This is a genomic window from Tepidisphaeraceae bacterium (genome assembly GCA_035998445.1).
Lineage (GTDB): Bacteria > Planctomycetota > Phycisphaerae > Tepidisphaerales > Tepidisphaeraceae > DASYHQ01.
In genome coordinates, this window is the sequence record DASYHQ010000037.1 from 1 (window position 1) to 17,103 (window position 17,103).

General features: G+C 64.0%; 14 protein-coding genes. 3 read left to right on the forward strand and 11 right to left on the reverse strand.

Going from position 1 to position 17,103, the window contains the following annotated elements; genetic code table 11:
• From VGN72_14950 to VGN72_14965, 4 genes are all read right to left on the reverse strand, one after another.
• Positions 1-816, reverse strand: an 816-nt coding sequence (locus tag VGN72_14950) for an MCP four helix bundle domain-containing protein (GenBank protein HEV7300661.1), incomplete at its 3' end; no start/stop codon positions are given.
• 52 nt (positions 817-868) lie between these two features.
• The gene (locus VGN72_14955) at positions 869-1,369 is read right to left on the reverse strand and encodes a chemotaxis protein CheW (protein ID HEV7300662.1); all 501 of its coding nucleotides are present in this window, start codon (positions 1,367-1,369) and stop codon (positions 869-871) included.
• A 249-nt stretch (positions 1,370-1,618) separates the two neighbouring features.
• Positions 1,619-2,593, reverse strand: a complete 975-nt coding sequence (locus VGN72_14960; protein ID HEV7300663.1) for a TIGR03885 family FMN-dependent LLM class oxidoreductase — start codon at positions 2,591-2,593, stop codon at positions 1,619-1,621.
• Positions 2,590-4,260, reverse strand: coding sequence for an alpha-amylase family protein (locus VGN72_14965; GenBank protein HEV7300664.1), 1,671 nt, complete (start codon positions 4,258-4,260; stop codon positions 2,590-2,592). The genes VGN72_14960 and VGN72_14965 overlap by 4 nt, the downstream gene beginning before the upstream one ends.
• Before the next feature lie 442 nt (positions 4,261-4,702).
• Here VGN72_14965 and VGN72_14970 point away from each other — a divergent pair, with 442 nt between their 5' ends.
• Together VGN72_14970 and VGN72_14975 are read left to right on the forward strand one after the other, a co-directional pair.
• A complete protein-coding gene (locus VGN72_14970) occupies positions 4,703-8,509 on the forward strand; it encodes a hypothetical protein (protein ID HEV7300665.1) in 3,807 nt (1,268 codons plus the stop codon).
• A gap of 154 nt (positions 8,510-8,663) precedes the next feature.
• The gene (locus VGN72_14975) at positions 8,664-9,455 is read left to right on the forward strand and encodes a sugar phosphate isomerase/epimerase family protein (protein ID HEV7300666.1); all 792 of its coding nucleotides are present in this window, start codon (positions 8,664-8,666) and stop codon (positions 9,453-9,455) included.
• A gap of 65 nt (positions 9,456-9,520) precedes the next feature.
• Here the strand turns inward: VGN72_14975 and VGN72_14980 are convergent, their stop codons facing one another.
• Positions 9,521-12,745 carry a hypothetical protein gene (locus tag VGN72_14980; GenBank protein ID HEV7300667.1) on the reverse strand — a complete coding sequence of 1,075 codons (3,225 nt, stop codon included), beginning with the start codon at positions 12,743-12,745 and terminating at the stop codon, positions 9,521-9,523.
• 40 nt (positions 12,746-12,785) lie between these two features.
• Between VGN72_14980 and VGN72_14985 the strand changes: the two genes are divergently transcribed.
• On the forward strand, positions 12,786-13,043 hold the full coding sequence (locus VGN72_14985; GenBank protein ID HEV7300668.1) for a hypothetical protein: 258 nt from the start codon (positions 12,786-12,788) through the stop codon (positions 13,041-13,043).
• A gap of 393 nt (positions 13,044-13,436) precedes the next feature.
• On the opposite strand, the gene VGN72_14990 is transcribed toward VGN72_14985, so the two are convergent.
• From VGN72_14990 to VGN72_15015, 6 genes are all read right to left on the reverse strand, one after another.
• Positions 13,437-14,261, reverse strand: coding sequence for a GDSL-type esterase/lipase family protein (locus tag VGN72_14990; GenBank protein HEV7300669.1), 825 nt, complete (start codon positions 14,259-14,261; stop codon positions 13,437-13,439).
• 198 nt (positions 14,262-14,459) lie between these two features.
• Entirely contained in the window at positions 14,460-15,323 is an 864-nt protein-coding gene (locus VGN72_14995; protein HEV7300670.1) for a dienelactone hydrolase family protein, read from the reverse strand.
• A gap of 77 nt (positions 15,324-15,400) precedes the next feature.
• Complete coding sequence (locus VGN72_15000; protein HEV7300671.1) at positions 15,401-15,670, reverse strand: DUF5985 family protein; 270 nt, start codon at positions 15,668-15,670, stop codon at positions 15,401-15,403.
• Positions 15,671-15,709: 39 nt separating this feature from the next.
• Entirely contained in the window at positions 15,710-15,970 is a 261-nt protein-coding gene (locus tag VGN72_15005) for a DUF5985 family protein (protein ID HEV7300672.1), read from the reverse strand.
• Positions 15,963-16,367, reverse strand: a complete 405-nt coding sequence (locus tag VGN72_15010; protein ID HEV7300673.1) for a hypothetical protein — start codon at positions 16,365-16,367, stop codon at positions 15,963-15,965. The genes VGN72_15005 and VGN72_15010 overlap by 8 nt, the downstream gene beginning before the upstream one ends.
• A 63-nt stretch (positions 16,368-16,430) precedes the next feature.
• A complete protein-coding gene (locus tag VGN72_15015; protein HEV7300674.1) occupies positions 16,431-16,931 on the reverse strand; it encodes a hypothetical protein in 501 nt (166 codons plus the stop codon).
• Between the last annotated feature and the right edge of the window lie 172 nt (positions 16,932-17,103).

A 17,103-nucleotide genomic window follows, 5' to 3' on the forward strand; every position in this document is an offset into this window, starting at 1 on the left:
GGCGTTCTTCTTGGTCATGGAGCTCATCTCCTCCAGGCTGCTGCTGGTCTCCTCCAAGGCCGCCGCCTGCTCGGACGCACCCTGGGCGAGCGACTGGCTGCTGCTGGAGACCTGCCCGGCCGCCGACGACGTCTGCTCGGCCCCGGCCGACAGCGTGTTGGCCATGCGCGACAGTACCGAGTTCAAGCTCCGCACGATGAAGAAGCCCATCGCGATTGAGACGGCGATCGCGCAACCCACACCAATGCCGACGCCGGTCTTGCCCGCCGCGACCGCGGCATGCGCCTCGGCGCTGATCGTCTCACCGTTCTTGCGGTTCCACTCCGCGATTTCGTCCATCGCCTTCTGGGCCTTCTCGAAAGCCGGGTGTGCCGCGGTGTGGTACGCTTCCATCGCTTCTTTGGACTTCAGGTCATGGCTGAACTTCACCACCGTGCCCATGGCCGTCAGCCATTCGCGCCGTGCCGCAGCGATGGCGTCGAACATCTTGCGGTCCACGTCCAGCGCGATCGTGGCGTCGTACTGTTTGCTGACGTCGTCGAGATCCGCCTTCGTCTTGGCCATCTCCGCTTCGACCAGCGTGATTTCCTGCGCGTCCTGGGCGATCACGTGCTTCAGCAGCAGCCCGCGGTTCTGCTGCATCAGCGCCACCATGCGGCCGGAGAGGAACGTGCCGGGCAACGCGTCGGCCGACATGCGGTCGGACGCCGACCCGATCGTGACGAGCTGGTAAAACGCGAACGCGCCGAGCACGGTCGCGACGAGCGTGGCGCCGGTAAAGCCTAGAATGACGCGCTTGCCAATGGTCATGGACATGACGAACTCCCGAGAAAAGATGTTTGAAGAATTACCAATGAGATGAGCGACGCTACGCAGCGGCGCCGAGCGTACCGGCGAGCGTGTCGCTGACGAGGACACGGTCGATGTCGAGCAGGATCTTCACTGCCTGGCCGACCTTGCCCATGCCGAGGATGAAGTCGGTGGGGACCGCAGAGCCAAAGGTCGGCGCCGGTTCGATCTGACCGGCGGCGATGTTCAACACTTCAGCGACGCGATCGACCACGATGCCGGTGCTGAACTTGCGCCCGTCCTGCGTGATCTCGACGACGATGATGCACGTCTCCTCGGTCCGCTCGACCGTCGGCATGCCGAACTTGGCGCGCAGGTCGACGATGCTGATCACCTGCCCGCGCAAATTGATCACGCCGCGAACGTAGCAGGGCGTGCGTGGGACGGCCGTGATGTCCATGTAGCCGATGATCTCGCGGACCTTGAGGATCTCGAGGCCGTAACCCTCGTTCCCGAGGCCGAAGGTGAGGTACTTGCCCGCATGGGCGGACTGGCTATGCGTTTCGATTGGTTCTGACATGCGAGACGGTCCTTGGAAGTGATCGGTTGCCTAGATTACGCTGCAGTTATATTCGTCGTAAAAGATATGTTTCTTGAGCCGCAGCAGTTTTTCTTGAAGTCCGAAATTTATTGGACGCGTGTGTAAGTTGTAGTCAGGGCACTAACTTAAGTGCGTGCTATCCCGGAAGCGCGTCCGCGCTTGAACCTTCGACCTATCGCGGAGTGAGGGTGAACAATCCGGCGTTCGCAGGCGGGTGCGTGTTTGAAGCTACCGAACCCGACGCAGGACTTCGCGGCCGAACGTTTCGATGAAGCGCTCTTGTTCCGGCCCGACCTCGTGCAGGTAGATCGCGTCGAACCCGCGGGCGAAGTCGTTGCGGATCCACTCGGCGTGGCGGTCGAGGTCGGACGAGATGCGGACCGACTTGTCCATGTCCTCGGGACGTACATGCTCGGCCGCGGCGGCGAGCTGCGCGGGGTGCCGCAGGTCGGTCGTCACGCTGCTGGGCAGCGCGTTCGTGCGCCACTCATCGAACGCGGCGCCACGCGCCTCGGCATCGGTGGGGGCGTAGGCGACGTGCGCCTGGAGGTACATCGGCTTGCCGGCCCCGCCGTTGTCGCGGAACGCCGCCACCACCTTGTCCAACTGCTCGTCGGGCTGCACCACAGTGATCAGCGCATCGGCCCACGTCGCCACCCAGGCGGCCGTCGTCGGCGTTACCGCGGCGCCAACCAATTCCGGCGGGCGCGCCGGGCGCGTCCACAGCTGCGCTTCTGAAACCGTCACGTGACCGCGGTGCGTGACGGTTTGGCCGGACCAAAGTTGGCGGATGACCTCGACCGACTCGCGCAGGCGGTCGTTGCGTTCATGCTTCGTCGGCCAGCGATCGCCGGTGATGTGTTCGTTGATCAGCTGTCCCGAGCCAACCGCGATCCAGAACCGTCCGGGGAACATGACCTCGATCGTCGCGGCCGCCTGCGCGATGATCGCGGGGTGGTAGCGCTGCCCCGGCGCGTTCACGACGCCGAACGGCAGCGACGTCGTCGCCATCGCCGCGCCGAGCCACGACCATGCGAACCCGCTCTGGCCTTGCGACTCGCCGAACGGGGCGAAGTGGTCCGAGCACATGGCTGAATCGAAGCCCGCACGCTCGGCCTGCTGCACGAGGCGGAGCAATCGGTCGGGCGGGAACTGCTCATGGCTGGCATGAAAGCCAATCGAACGCGGTCGCTGCGCTGTCATAAGCCCTCCCGGCGTCCGAACCAGTGATATCCGTACGGTTCCAGCTTGATCGTCAACCGTCCGTCGGCCGACGGTGGGGCGGGCGCCTCGCCGCGACGGTCGCCGAACAAATGCCGCCAGACGGCGCCTTGACGAACGGCGCGAGGCAACTGCAACGTGACGGAGACGGGGCGATCGGCGAAGTTGTGCAGCGCCATGGCTGCGCCGCCGTCCCAGGTCGACAGGTGCGCCATCACTTCATTGCGGCGCGTCGCCAGCACCTGCCAAGTGCCCCAGCCGAACTCGGGCCACGCCTTGCGCGTTCGGATGGCGCGCGTGGTCCAGTGGAGGAACGACCGATCGTCCTTTTGCTGCGCCTGCACGTTCACCTGCAGGTAACCGAATGGCCCGTCGCGCAGCGGGCGGCGTGGTGCGCTCGACTCGTCGGCGGTGGTGAACCCACCCCCTGGGGCGTCGGACCATTGCATGGGCAGGCGCACCGCCTCGCGACCGCGGGCGCGCTGGTCGTCGCCAAGCCCGATCTCCTCGCCGTAGAACAACACCGGCGTGCCGGGCAGGCTGTACATCAGGCTGTACATCAGTTCCATGCGACGCCGGTCACCGTTGACCATGGGCGGAAAGCGCCTGCGCAGGCCGCGGTCGAAGAGCTGCATCGATTTCTTCGGTCCGAATGCGACGAAGACCTCTTCACGCTCGCGGTCGGTGAGCTTGTCGAACGACGCCTCGTCGTGGTTCTTAACGAAGTTCGCCCACTGCGACGCCGGCGGGATCTTGGGCAGCTTCCGCATCACCTTGATCGCCGGCCGCGCGTCGCCACGGGCCAGCGCCAGGTGCAGGGCCTGGTTGAGCAGGAAGTTGAACAGCATGTGCATCTGTTCTCCACGCTCACCGAAATACTTCGCGAGCTTGTTGGCCGGCTCGTTCGCTTCCGCCAGCAACATGGCATCACCGCGCCGCCGGGACAGGAACGATCGTATGTCGCGCAGGTAGTCGTGCGGGTCGCGTACGGCCGGGTTCTCTGCACCGACCTGTTCGATCAGGAACGGGACCGCGTCGACGCGGAAGCCGGAAAGGCCCAGTTCCAGCCAGAACCCGATCACCTTGTGGATCTCGTTGCGCACGAGCGGGTTGTTGATGTTCAGGTCGGGCTGGTGCGGGTAGAAGCGGTGCATGTACCAGCGTTTGGCCACGCGGTCGTACGACCAGGTGGAGCTTTGCTGGCCAGGAAAGATGATGCCCTCGTCGGCGTCCTCAGGTTTGGCGTCGGCCCAGACGTAGAAGTCGTGGTAGATGCTGTCGCGGTCGCGCCGCGCGATCTGGAACCACGGGTGGTCGCTGGAGGTGTGGTTGACGACGAGGTCGGCGATGACGCGGATGCCGCGGTCGCGCGCGGTGCGTACGAGTTCGACGAGGTCGCCAAGCGTGCCGTACTTCGACGCGACGTTGAAGTAATCGGCGACGTCGTAACCGTGGTCCTGCTCTGGCGAGGGGTAGATGGGCATGAGCCAGAGGCACGTCACGCCAAGGTTCGCCAGGTAGTCCATTCGCCGCGTGAGCCCGTACAGGTCACCGACGCCGTCGCCGTTGGTATCCAGAAATGCCTGCGTGTCCACGCAATAGAGGATCGCGTTCTTCCACCACAGGTCGCTGGTTGCTTCGGTGCTCATGCCGTGGCCCCACGGTTCGGCCGGGGCGGCGCGACTATAACCCGGTCACAAGATGTGCGTAATCCACAAACTACGTGTCTTGACCGCCCGCAAAATCAAGATTGATCCGAAGCCCTCGATGTGCGGGAAGGACGTGCGGGCACCTCTGTCGTCGGTGCATGGACCGTACGCAAGGCCCAACGCTGGCGGACGTTCACGCGAGACCGCGGCGGCGACGCATTGGGTGACGGACCCCGATCAGCATTTGAAGGTGAAGGGGGACAGCCCATATCACCCAATCTTCCCAAACAAATCCAAAGGAAAAATTTGACCACTTCATACAACTGTTGTATGTATCAATACAACACATGTAAAGTGAATGTGTGAGACGGGTTCGGCGGCTAATTCAGCGGCAGCGGAGTCCCGTGCGCACATTTCACCTCACCCTCCACGAGGAACCTTCATGGCCCACTCTCGCCTAGTCGAATTTCTCGAACAACGCGTCCTGCTGTCTTCCACGACCGACAGCATCGGCTTGGCCAACGAGCCCAGTGCCTTAGCGATGGCGCTCAGCACCAGCGCCATCACGAACGTCGACAACCTGAACCGCGGGGTAAACGCGGCCTACACGGGGTCGAACGTTTACGTGAACTGGCGCCTCTTGAATACCGACCCCCATCAGATCGGCTTCAACGTCATGCGCAGCGTCAACGGCGCAACGGCCACGAAGGTGAACGCCACGCCGATCACGCATACCACCGACTTTGTCGACCCCCTTACCAATGTCCCCGCGGGCGCCACGCTGACCTATCAGGTGCAGAAGGTGATTGGCGGCGTCTCGACGTTGGAACCCGGTACGTCCACGGTCAGCACCAGCACCGCGGCAAACTACCGGACGTTGGACATCGGCACCTCGGGCGGCATGGTTGGCATTGGTGACCTCAATGGTGACGGCAACCTCGACTACGTCGTCCGCACGCCGGAGGGGTCGATGGACCCCAGCAGCTGGAGCACGAGCAGTAGCAATAAGCGTTACTGGCTTCGCGGGTTCCTGCACGATGGGTCGAACGCGTTCAACATCGATCTGGGAACGAACATCGAAGGGGGCGTCTGGTATTCGCCGTTCGTCGTCCACGACTTGAACGGCGACGGCGCGGCCGAGGTGATCGCCAAGACGGCGCCCCTTAGCCCCAACTATCGCGAGGGCGGCACCGGGCGGGTCATCTCGGGTCCCGAATACCTGACCGTGTTCAGTGGCAGCGGCGTCCAGTTGGCGCAGACCGACTGGCTGCAGCGCGACGGGTACAAGCTGAGCACCAACGACACCGACTACAACCTCTCGTCGCGCAATCAGCTGGCGATCGCCTACCTCGATGGTCAGCGGCCGTCGATCATCATGGAACGCGGCACCTACCAGCGCATCCGGGTGGCCGCGTGGAACTACAACGGGCCGAACGACATGACCCGCGCCTGGGCGCAGGACTGGGACAGCACCACCGAGACGACTGTCACCCAGTTCACCGGTCCCTGGACTAGCAACACTAACTTCAACGGTGGCATTTGGAACGGCACCGGCGCCCACGACATTCGCTCGGTCGACCTGAACGGCGACGGTAACGACGAGGTCGTCATCGGCAGCAGCGTGCTCGGCAGCGACGGCACGGGCTTCTGGACCACCGGGCAGGGCCACGTCGATTCCGTCTACATCGGCGACCTTCAACCCGACCGGCCGGGGCTGGAGATTCGCTATGGCCTCGAACGCACGAGGTCCCGCGAGGGCATCACCATGGTCGATGCTGCCACAGGCAACCAGCTCTGGCGCCTGGAGACCAGCAGCGTCGACATCCACAGCGAGGGCTTGGTATCCGACATCGATGCCTCGCGCCCGGGTGCCGAATCGTGGGGTCGCGAGAAGAACAACGCCAACTCGTACCTGCTGGATGCCTACGGCCAGCCGATGAGCAAGGGCGCGTTCTACGATAACGCCCACCAGTACGAGGCCGTTTACTGGGACAACGATGCGCAGCGCGAGATCATCGTGCGCAACCACATCGCCGACTACCGATCGAGCGGCGTGACGCTGAAGAGCGATACCAGCTTCGCCACCGGCGCCAGTGGCTGGACGATCGCCAGCGACAACGGTCAGGCCACCGCGGCGACGCGCACGAACCCGAACGTGCTGGTGATCCGGCAGAGCCAGAACAGCGAATGGCGGTTCACGCAGGACGCCGCCACTGCCGTGCAGGCGGGCGAGCGCTACTTTGCCTCCGGCAAGCTCCGGCACTTCGCCGGCGACACGGTCCACCTGCGTGCCGTGGGTTACAACGCCGCCGGGCAGGTGGTGAGCACCGACCTGCTGAACGGCGCCCTCAGCACCGGCGTAACGCCCGACACCACCACGCTCGCCGGTGGCTTCACCGTGCCGACCGGGGTCACGTCCGTGCGCATGCGGTGGTTAGGACATCGCGCGCTAAACCTCGGCGAGGCCACCGGCACGTACCTCACCAATGCCACGCTCGTTCAAGAGCCCGACAGCACCCGCTACAAGAACACCGTCCAAGGCGACATCATCGGCACCGCCGACCTGTACGGCGACTGGCGCGAGGAGATCATCACCACCTACGGCAACGAGCTGCGCATCTACTCCACCACGACCGTCGGGGCGGCGCGCCGGGTGACGTTGATGCAGGACCCGATCTACCGCGCCGACGTCACGCAACTGTCGTCCGGCTATCGCCAGATCCCCACCACCAGCTACTCGCTGGCCCACACCCCGTCGCCGGGGCCCTTGGACTTCTCGATGCAGCTCAACGGCGCCGTCGTCGACCTCGGCGAGCCCACGCCCTACGGCAGTCAGGACGTCGACCCGGTCAACTACCACGCCAGGAGCGACGGTTCCGCCGCCACGCTGGTCGGCAATGCCTGGAAGAAGTTCGACTTCGGCAACTACACGGTCACGCCCAACACCACGCTCCAGTTCACGGTCGACGGCACCAACAACGGTGAAGTGATCGGCGTGGCCTTGGATAACGACAACGACCCGCTCAACAACCAACGCACGTTCCGCGTTGGCGGATCGCAGACCAGCAGTGCCGGGTTCGCGAGCCCGACGCTTTCACCGGCGTACGTCGCTGGTAGCGGCCCGATCACCTATACGGTGAACGTCGCCAGCACGATCAGCAGCATGAGTGGACTGTCGGTCCGCTATCTGGGCCTCGTCGTCGACCAGGACGTTGCCAATCCGCAGGCAAACCTGACGTTCAGCAACATCAAGCTGTTCGAGAACGTCGGTTTGACTGCGAAGGTTAACGGTTCGACCGTGAACCTTGGCACGCCTGCCTCATACGGCAGCCTGGACAGCAGTAACGCGGCCGTCGGCGTGCTGCCGGGTGGAACGGTGCGCATCGGCGCCAATGCCGCCAAGCGGTGGGCGCTCAACTACAACGTGACGGCCAACACGCATCTAATGTTCACCGTGAAGAGCGACGACGTCGGCCAGCTGATCGCCGTCGAACTGGATCCGGACAGCAACCCCACCGTCTCCCGCAACGGCTTCCGCTTCGCTGGCTCTCAAGTCGCACAGTCCAACTGGGACCAATTCAGCTGGCGACGCCCGGACTATACCGAGGGCAGCGGTGAGAAGACCTACGTGATTCCCGTTGGATCGTACTTCACCGGCGCGGTCAACAACCTTGGGTTGATCGCTCGCGACACGCTCGATAATTCGGGATGGGCCGAGTTCAGCAACATCCAACTGCTGGAGTATTCGCCGCTGGCCGTCGAGGTGAACGGAACGACGCAGTACCTCGGTCAGGCGCAGGCGTACAGCACGCAGGACTCCTCGATCTCGCAGTTGAAGATCGACAACAACGGCAGGTCTGCCCAGCTCTGGAACAACGCCTGGAAGCGGTGGGGGTTCAACTACACCGCTACCTCCCAGACCATGCTGGAAGTGAAGGTGAACTCGAACGACGTCGGTGAGATCGTCGGTATCTCGCTCGACAACGACACCAGTCCGAACAATACCCCCAAGCGGGCGTTCACGTTCCACGACGGCGAACCCGCTTCGTCGAACACGGCGAACTGGAGTTACAAGATGACGCCTGCCTACGTCGCCGGCTCCGGGACGCGCACGTTCGTGATCAACATCGGCGCGTACCTGAACGGCAGTTTCAACATTACCAACCTTGGCCTGTTCGCAGACGACGACGGCAACGGCTCGGGCAACGTCACGTTCAGCGACATCCGCATCTACGAGGGCGGCGCATAGGCCGGCGTAACCAGCCTTTTGCGTCGAACCCATCGTGATCGATCTTAGGAGCTAACCATCTCTCACCGAGCCCCACGGCAGTTGCCGTGGGGCTCGGCGCGTTTCGCTGCCACTCCGCTTGACCGCGTGCCACTTATGGTCAATCTATTCGGTCATGCGCATTTCGATTGCCTCGTATTCATTTAATGGGCTAATCACGGCCAGGCGGATGGACGTCTTCGGGTACCTGGAATCGTGCCGGTACCGGTACCACCTGAACTCGGCCGACCTGTGGAACGGTCTGCTCGGCAAGACGGTTGATCAACAACTCGACCCTGCACTGTTAAAGGCCGTGCGCGAGGCGATGGACGAGCGGGACCTGGTCTGCTGTAACTTCCACGCCGACGGGTGCCACCCGTGGGAGGACGACGCCGATGTGCGCCAGCGTCAACATGCGCTGGCGCTGCGCTACCTGTCGGCGGCCAAGACGCTGGGGGCCAAGACGTTCCGCGTAGACACCGGTGGGCGCCTGCCCGCCTGGACGAACGAGCAGTTTGACCTCATCGTCAGCCGAATGCGCGAGTATGTAGCGATCGGCGAGCAATTCGGCTGCCGTGTGGGGCCGGAGGTGCATTGGGGAACTGAACTGTCGATAGGCGAGATGGAGCGGCTGGCCAAGGCGGTCGACTCGCCATGGTTCGGCATCCTGCTGCACAGCAAGGACGCCGCCGACGGTCCTGCCATCGAGATGGACCGCCGGCTCGCGCCGTACGCCATGCACACCCACATCGACGCCAAGACGACCGACGAGCGTCTGCCCGAGATGGTGCAGACGCTCCATGATGCTGGGTATCGCGGCTACTGGGGCGTGGAACACCACTCGGCCCAAAACGAGTACCGCGAGGTCGAGTATCAGCTGGCGGCCGTCCGACGCGCGCTCACGAGCCTCGGCGTGAAGGCCGACTAGAACGACAGCGATTCACTGTTGCCGTTCCGGTCGGCCTGCTGGTGGTGCGTCCGCGCCCGGCGGCGTTACTCCGCGACCAGCGTCACGTAGGAAATGTTGCCGTGCGAGGGGAATCGCACGATGAGCGAACCCGACGTCACCTCGATCGGCAGGCTTTGCTTTTTGTCGTCGCGCGTGAACTCGATGGTCTTCGGCTCGCCACCGGCTTCGATGGCCAGCGTCTCTTTTTGTGACGCGGGACCATAGCAGATCTGCAGGTGGTACCGACCGGGCTCAACGTCCGCGCGGAAGGTCGTGCCGGGCTGCACGCGGGCACTGTCGCGCTCGGCGCGGTCCTTGATCCACTTGGCGTCGTCGTTACGGACGGCGGGCTTCGATTCGAAGCCGTAGCCGCGCTCGGCGTTGTAGACGTCGCTGGCGTCCACGACCGTGTACGGCCGCGGTCCACCGATGTCGGCGCTGCCGACGAAGGCGTCCGTGCCGAAGTCGAACAGATAGGTCTTGGTGTTGGACAGGGCCGTCCGCTGTTGCTTCCACTGCTCCAACTGCGCCTTGCCGGCATCCACGGCGCTGGTGATGGCGTCGGTCTGAGCGATGCCGTTGAGGTAGACCGGCATGTCGGTCAGCACGAGCGTGGCGGCGTCGTCGATCTTGATCTGCGATCCGAACGAGTCGACCACGGTCGCGGCGCCCCAGGGCAGCGCAAGTGGCTTATCGCCACCGATCGACCAAGCGGCCACGATCCATGCGCCGTCGCGCTGCCAGCCGTACAAGTAAACCTCCGGATCGCTGTGCGGCAGGCGGGTGATTTCCCCGCCGCCATGGATCTGGCGGATGAGCGTTGCCATCGAGTAGTACGAGGGCTTGCGTGACTTGTCGTTGCGCCACAGGCCCGAGGCGGCGTAGAGGCCATCGGACGAACCGGTGTCGCGGTAAATCTGGACCGCATCGATGCCGCTGCCAAGCATGATCAGCGTGTTGCGCACGCTGTACGCCGCTTGGTCACGCTCGCTGACGGCACGTGGTCCACCGGTGTCGAAGCCGGTCTCAGACATCCAGATCGGCATATTCGGGCGATGCTGGTCGCGCCACGCATCAAGGCGGCGCAGCGTCTCCTCCTGCGTCACGCTGCTACCTTGTTCGCCGGCCGAGCGGTCGACGTTGGTGTCCTTGCTGGCGCGTTCGGTCGGCGTAGCGCCGGTGTAGGTGTGTACGCTCAGCACGTCCACGAAGTCCAGCGGCGACTTGCCGTCGGGGTACTTGAACGTCCGCAACTGATCGACGAGGTCGAGCGTGATGCCCGCGAATCCACCGTTGGCGACCCGCGCGTCGGGGTCGGCCTTCTTCACAGCCTCAGCGCCCACGCGGAACATCTCGAAGTACTCCGCCATCGTGCCGACGAAGTGGCCCCAGTTGGGGTCGTTCAGGTTTGGCTCGTTCCAGATCTCGTAGGTGTTCACGGTGCCGGCGCCGCTCTTCTTGTCGTCAGTCTTCAGCGTCGTCGGGTCGTGCTTTTTGCTGCCGTATCGCGCAACGGTCTGGAAGACGAAGTCGCCGTAGTGGCTTAGGTCGGTCGGAGGATAGTGCGCGCGGTGCTTCGACTCGGCCGGCCCGGAACTGGCCCATTCCGGCGACATGAACAGGTAGGGCAGCACGTCGATGCCGTGCTCGGTCATCGTCTGCGTCAGCAAATCGTTGTTCACGCCCCATGGCAGCAGGCCGTCGAACTTGTAGACGCCCGGGCCGGGCGAGGTCATGCGCCACTTCATGTTCTCAAAGCGAATGCGCCCGATACCAAGGTCGCGGTGCAGCGGCGCCATCGTGTAGTCGGACGTGTTCAGGCCGACGCGTTCCTCCAGCTTGCCCTCGATGGGCGCTGGCGCGACGAACAGTCGCTGCGTGACGATGTCGGTGCGGTCGCCTTGCGTGACGCGCGCGCTGGCAAGGTACGCGCCGGTGGGCAGCGAGGCGTCGGTCTCGATGGCGACCGATTCGATCGACTGGGGCTTCAGCGCGACCGTGAGGTCCTTACCGATGATCGTCTCGCCCACCGTTGGCAGGTCCCACGTTTCGTCGGCGATGCCATCGTAAACGCTCAGGCGGCCGAGCAGCGCGAGGGCCTTCATCGGCTCGCCATCCTTGTGATAGCGCAGCCGCAGGAACTTGGCCTCGAACGGCGACTCGACCTTCAGCGACTGCCGGCCCCACTTCTTGTTCAGGTCGACGTTGGTCAGGCCGGGCACGTCGGTCCAGGCTTGGCCGTCGGGCGACGACGCAACGTCCAGCTTCCAGATCGAATTGCCGTCCTGCGATTCGTAGAACAACTCCGTGATCGTGCGCGCCTGCAGCAGTTCGATAATTTGATGCGCTTCGGTGAACGGCGCCTTCTCGCGGCTGATGCGGGCGGCGGTGCGGGGCTTCAGGTCGGTCAGCGAACCTGATTCGATGCGCTCATCACCCACCAAGGTCCAACTGGCGGCGCCGGCGGCGTGGTCGGTGCCGCGGGTGGGTTCGGGCGTTGCGATGTAGGCCAGCGACGGGTCGCGCTGTAACTCCAGGCGCACCTTCGCGGTCGCGGACTGATCGCCGGTGTGGGTGAGGACGATCGGCAGCGACAACGTCTGCCCGGGTGGCAAATCGTCGGCGACGATCAGGCTGGGCGCGCTGGGAACCGGTTCGGTGGTCGCAGCGGCCAGTACGTTTGCGCCGACGGCGCTCGGGCCGGCGGCCTTGGCAAACCATGTGACGTTCACGCCGCGTAAGGGATAGTCGATCGTCTTGTTCTTGTCGTCCTGCTTATACGCCTGCGCAATGTCGGCGGCGGTCAGGTCGAACTCCACCCATTGCCAGCCGGTCCAGTCGGCCGGTCGTGTGACGAGAAACGCTTCGCCGTCCTTATCGGCAAACTGGAAGCCCACGCGGTCGACGTTCGCATCGTCGGCCAGGTGCATCCACGCGCCCAGCGCCGTCAGCTGCCCGCCGACGCCACCGGCGACCGTGAAGTCCCCTTTAGCGCCACCGGAGCTGGCGTTGCCACCAAGCTTCACGCCCGCGGCACCCAGCTTGGCATCGGCGGTCTTGCCAACCGTCAGCTTGTCCATCTTCCAACCCGCCGGCGTGATGCCGGCCGGTGAAGCCAGAGGACTGATGAGCAGCACCGATCCTTCGCCCTTGCCCCCACCAACCAAACTGTCGGCCGGCACGACCGATTCCTGCTGCGCCCAAAGCGACGACGTGCAGAGTGAAACGGCGACGGCCAACGCGAGACGCGAATGATGTTGTGATACCAAGCGATCCTCCAGTAGGTCCTTATACTCAACAGTTGCGTTGGTGTTGTGGGTGCTCGTGGAAACTGCGGAGCGAAAGGTAGTAGGCTACATCTGCCTACGACACGGCACAGCGGCTCTCGGCCTTAGCGACAACAACTCGTGGCACGGCCCCAAGTGCAAGTGGGGCCGCCCGACGGTCTTCGTCGACGGCCACGTGGCGGTGCCGAAGAAGCAGATCTACCTCTACGGCCAGGATATCCTGCGGGGCAACCTCGGCGACAACAACAACCAGATGACCATCACGTTCAGCGAGTACTAGAGGATGGCGCACCTTGCCGTCCCGTTTGGGTGCCACGGGTTGGTACTCCGAGCCGTGCTGTAGCGTAGACACAGCCGACACGGCTTGGAGTACCAAAGCGTGGCACCCGAAGGACAAGCCGCTACAGGAATACGTCCGCTGTTCTAGCCGCGCCGCGCGCCCCCCTCGCAATTCGATTCAATCCCTCGATTGGGACGCCGGCGCCCAAGCCGCGTGCAGCAGACCAATCGTAAGACCGGGCGCGAGGTGAGCGTTGGGGTCATTCCCTCTCCATAGGGACGGTTGGGCGCATGGCCCACTCTCTAGCGATGCGGGGTTTCGCAGCAATATCGCCAGCGGACCGAATCGGGGAGGCCAAAGGCTTCGCCTGCCCCGAACGTTGTGCGCCTGCAATTAGTTGGCCGCCGGTCGCTCTGGCAAGGGTTGCGCCTGCATCATGCGGTCGACGTGGGGCTTGATCTGCTCGGCCATCACCCGGTAGCCGTCGGCCGACGGGTGCAGCAGGTCGGGCATCAGCTGTTTCGGCAGCAGGCCGGCGTCGTCGATGAACGCGTCGCCGACGTCCACGAACTCCACCCGCTCGTCGTCGTCCAGCTTCGCCAATTCAAGGTTGACGGCGGCGATCTTCTCGCGCCGGGCACGCACCGTGGGGTTCGTCATGTCCGAACCGCGGGGCAGGATGCCGATCAGCAGGATGCGCGTGCGCGGCAGCTTCTTCTGAATCGCGCTCACGACGGCCGTCACTCCATCGGTCATGCCCTGGGCGTTGCGGGCGTGGTTGTTCGTGCCGATCAGCAGCACGACGACCTTCGGGTCGATGTTGTCCAGCGCGCCGTGTTCGATGCGCCAGAGCACGTGCTGCGTGTGGTCGCCGCCGATCCCGAAGTTCGCGGACTTATACTGCCCGAAGAACTCGTCGAAGATCTCGCGGTTGCCCTCGCGACCCCAGCGTTCGGTGATCGAGTCGCCGATGAACAGCAGATCGACCGGCCCTTCGCTTGCGCGCTGCAGATGGCGCTCGTGGGCCCGCACGAACCCCTGGCTCTCGCTACCGTCGCGATTAAGCCGCATTGCCGGACGGGCGGGGTCCTGCCGGTCCATCATGCCCCAGCCGGGGTTGGGGTTCGCCCGCGTGGTGGCCGGGCTTGTGGTCGGCTGTGCCAGTACCGGGCCGACGATCGTCATCGCCAACAGAACCGCGAACGCGGGATAATTCATAAGCTCCTTATGGGTAAGCGCATCCCAATATATCACATCAATTCCAACAGTTGTATTTTGAGGCCGTTGGCGGGACGCGCGGGTCGGATGGCTGGCTCCACCTGATGAGCTAAAGCGTGCTATGCATTTTCAAGTTCAGAAACTGGCACCCAGCGCCGTCATGCCTGCATTACTGACTCCGAAAGTGCATAATACGCTTCAGTTCCGCGGCTCCAAGTGCTGCTTCAAGAACGTGATCGTCTCCTGCCATGCCGCCTCGGCGGCGCGCTGATTCTTACCCTCGCGGGCGGATTGCTGGCGAAGGAAGCCGTGGCCGGCGCCGTCGTAGACGTGTTGGGTGAAGAACTTGCCCGCTTCCTTCATCGCCGTCGCGGTGCCTTCGACCGTGCTGGTGACGCGGGCGTCGTCTCCACCGTAGAGGCCAAGAACGGGCGCTTGAAGGTTCTTGAAGTCCCCCACATCGCGCGGGCCGGTGCCGTAGTAGACGACCGCCGCGTCCAGTTCGGGCTCGCGGGACGCGTAGGCGATGCTGGCGCTGCCGCCCCAGCAGAAGCCGATGGTGGCCGTCTGGTCGGTAGTCGACGGAAGCGCGACCGCCCAGTCGCGGACGGCGTTCAAACCGGCGTCGACCTCGGTGGCGCTCAGGCCGCGAATCGCGGCACGAACTTGATCTCCCTCGAACGATTCCGTCCCGCCACCACCCGGGCCCTTGCCCGACAGCAGGTCCGGCGCGACCGCGACGAAGCCCTCGGCCGCAAGTTGGTCGGCGACCGAACGCACCCAGTCGGTCAGGCCGAAGATCTCGTGGATCACGATCACCACCGGTGCCCCATCCTTGCGCTCCGGATAACTGACCCACGTGCGGATCTTCGCGTCACGACCGGGCACGGCAACGTCCTGCCACTCGCCGTGGCGCGGCGAGTCGGTCAATGCCTTCGTCGCGTTCTCACCGCCAGGCGGAACGGGCGCCGTCGCCGACTTTGCCGAGTCTTGAGCGGCTACGGGAGGAAGAGTGAATGGCAGGATGGCACAGAGCGCGATGATCGCAAGTGAAAGCCTCATGCGATCCATTGTTGTGCGGGTCGCAACATTCAGGCAAGTGCCGTTCTGGCTGCAAAGGAGATCGAACTGCAGAACGATCAGGCGCTGCGGGTGCGGTTCTTGTCGATGATGCCGATCAGGATCAGGACGAACGCGCCCAGGCGCAGCAGGTAGAGCGCTGTGCGGACCTCGTCCTGCTGGATGAAGGCAAGCAGCATCCAGTTGAGGCCCATCGTCCAAAACGCGACGGCGAAGATCGCGAACAGGCGGTCGTTGGTCTTGCGCCAGAAGCGCAGGAAGTAGAGGCCGACGACCAGGCACGCGATGACCAAGGTGCCGAGCATGAACTGGTTAAGCGGATCGTTCATCGGGTCCTCCAGAGGTTCACGGCGCGCTGGCGAGCCACCTTATTCGGCGTCCCAAATAAGGCCGTAGAGCAGGATGAGCAGGCCCACCAGCGCCGCGAGGGTGCGCCAGATCGAGAGGTCAACCTGCGTGGGCAGCAGGACCTTGTCGATGTAGAGCATCGCGTTGTTGGCGGCAAAGCCGACGAAACAGAGGCTGCTCCACAACAACAGCCGAGCACGCGAACGCATGTACCCGCGGGCCAGCATAATCGCGCAGGCGATGCTGGTGAGGGCGCAGAGGATGTAGACGGCTTCACCCATCGGACCGGTCCTTCTCCTTGCGAATGCGGAACGCGTCGGCGAACGTCTTGAGCGTGTCGGACGGCTTGGAGTAAATCAGGCTGATGACCGACACCCGCATGTCAGCGTACGCCTTGCTCAGCTCGTCAACGGTGCGGCCAAGCTCATCGGTGGCCGGACGATACTGGTACGCCGTTACCGGGCCGTCGTTGTGGGGCGCGGCTAGACCGTGGTCGGTTAATTCGGCAAGCTGGGCCTCGGCCCAGGTGGGGTCGATGCGCAGGTTCGTCGCAACATCGGCAGCGGTCCAGAGGCGGTCGGCGTGCGCGTGCAACAGCAGCAGCACCTCCAGCTGCACGACCGAGCTGATCCGGTCGATGATCAACCCGCGAACTTGTGATGACAGTCCGTTTTCCACGAAATCGCAGTTCGACCCTTCGTTCGTAACCCCCATTCTCTCGGCCGTCGCATCTCGCCCGCCCTAGGCCAGTCCCTGGCTCCGAAAATATGCGGCGGCAAAGCAGCGATCGGCCAACGCCAGCCGCATGCGGTCGGGCACGTCCTGCGGCGACTGCACGTTGATCGTCGCCAGCAGCGGCCGCTCCAGCACCTCCACCAGCCCGAACCCCGGTTCGTACCCGGTGTCCCGCAGCTCGGCCAGCAGGTGCTTCTGACAGGCCACCAATGTCGAGGCGTCGGTCTCGGCATCCCGCCCGCACACCAGCAGGCTGAGCGATCCCAGTTCCTGACCGATCCGCAGCGTCGCGATACCCGACGATTCCGACACCGCCCGCCATCGCAGGTGCAGGTTCGACCCGTCCAACCGAAGCTCGAACTCCTCCGGTGATCGGTAGATCGCACCGGCGGACTGCGCGATGATCTCGACGGCACCGGGCACGCGTTCGAGCAGGTCGTACGTGTACGGCTCCCGCATCAAGAGGTCGCCGCGCGCGTCGAGGTCTGCCACGAGAAACGATTGCATTGCGCTCCCGATGACGTGTACCGGGACTGTTGTAGAGAACGGGCGCAGGGTCCGTCAATGCCGCTGGCGCGCATTTCCCGGCTCCCGAGCAAAATTCATTGCGAACGGCTGCCATTGCGCATTGAAAAAATTTGAACCTATTCTAAATTCGACTCTGAGATCAATATGTACA

Bases quoted from the DNA above. Each gene is read 5' to 3' on its own strand.
- VGN72_15015 (HEV7300674.1), bottom strand. From the start codon at position 16,931: ATGCAATCGTTTCTCGTGGCAGACCTCGACGCGCGCGGCGACCTCTTG.
- VGN72_14995 (HEV7300670.1), bottom strand. From the start codon at position 15,323: ATGAGGCTTTCACTTGCGATCATCGCGCTCTGTGCCATCCTGCCATTC.
- VGN72_14955 (HEV7300662.1), bottom strand. From the start codon at position 1,369: ATGTCAGAACCAATCGAAACGCATAGCCAGTCCGCCCATGCGGGCAAG.
- VGN72_15000 (HEV7300671.1), bottom strand. From the start codon at position 15,670: ATGAACGATCCGCTTAACCAGTTCATGCTCGGCACCTTGGTCATCGCG.
- VGN72_14970 (HEV7300665.1), top strand. From the start codon at position 4,703: ATGGCCCACTCTCGCCTAGTCGAATTTCTCGAACAACGCGTCCTGCTG.
- VGN72_14990 (HEV7300669.1), bottom strand. From the start codon at position 14,261: ATGAATTATCCCGCGTTCGCGGTTCTGTTGGCGATGACGATCGTCGGC.
- VGN72_15005 (HEV7300672.1), bottom strand. From the start codon at position 15,970: ATGGGTGAAGCCGTCTACATCCTCTGCGCCCTCACCAGCATCGCCTGC.
- VGN72_14975 (HEV7300666.1), top strand. From the start codon at position 8,664: ATGCGCATTTCGATTGCCTCGTATTCATTTAATGGGCTAATCACGGCC.
- VGN72_14960 (HEV7300663.1), bottom strand. From the start codon at position 2,593: ATGACAGCGCAGCGACCGCGTTCGATTGGCTTTCATGCCAGCCATGAG.
- VGN72_14965 (HEV7300664.1), bottom strand. From the start codon at position 4,260: ATGAGCACCGAAGCAACCAGCGACCTGTGGTGGAAGAACGCGATCCTC.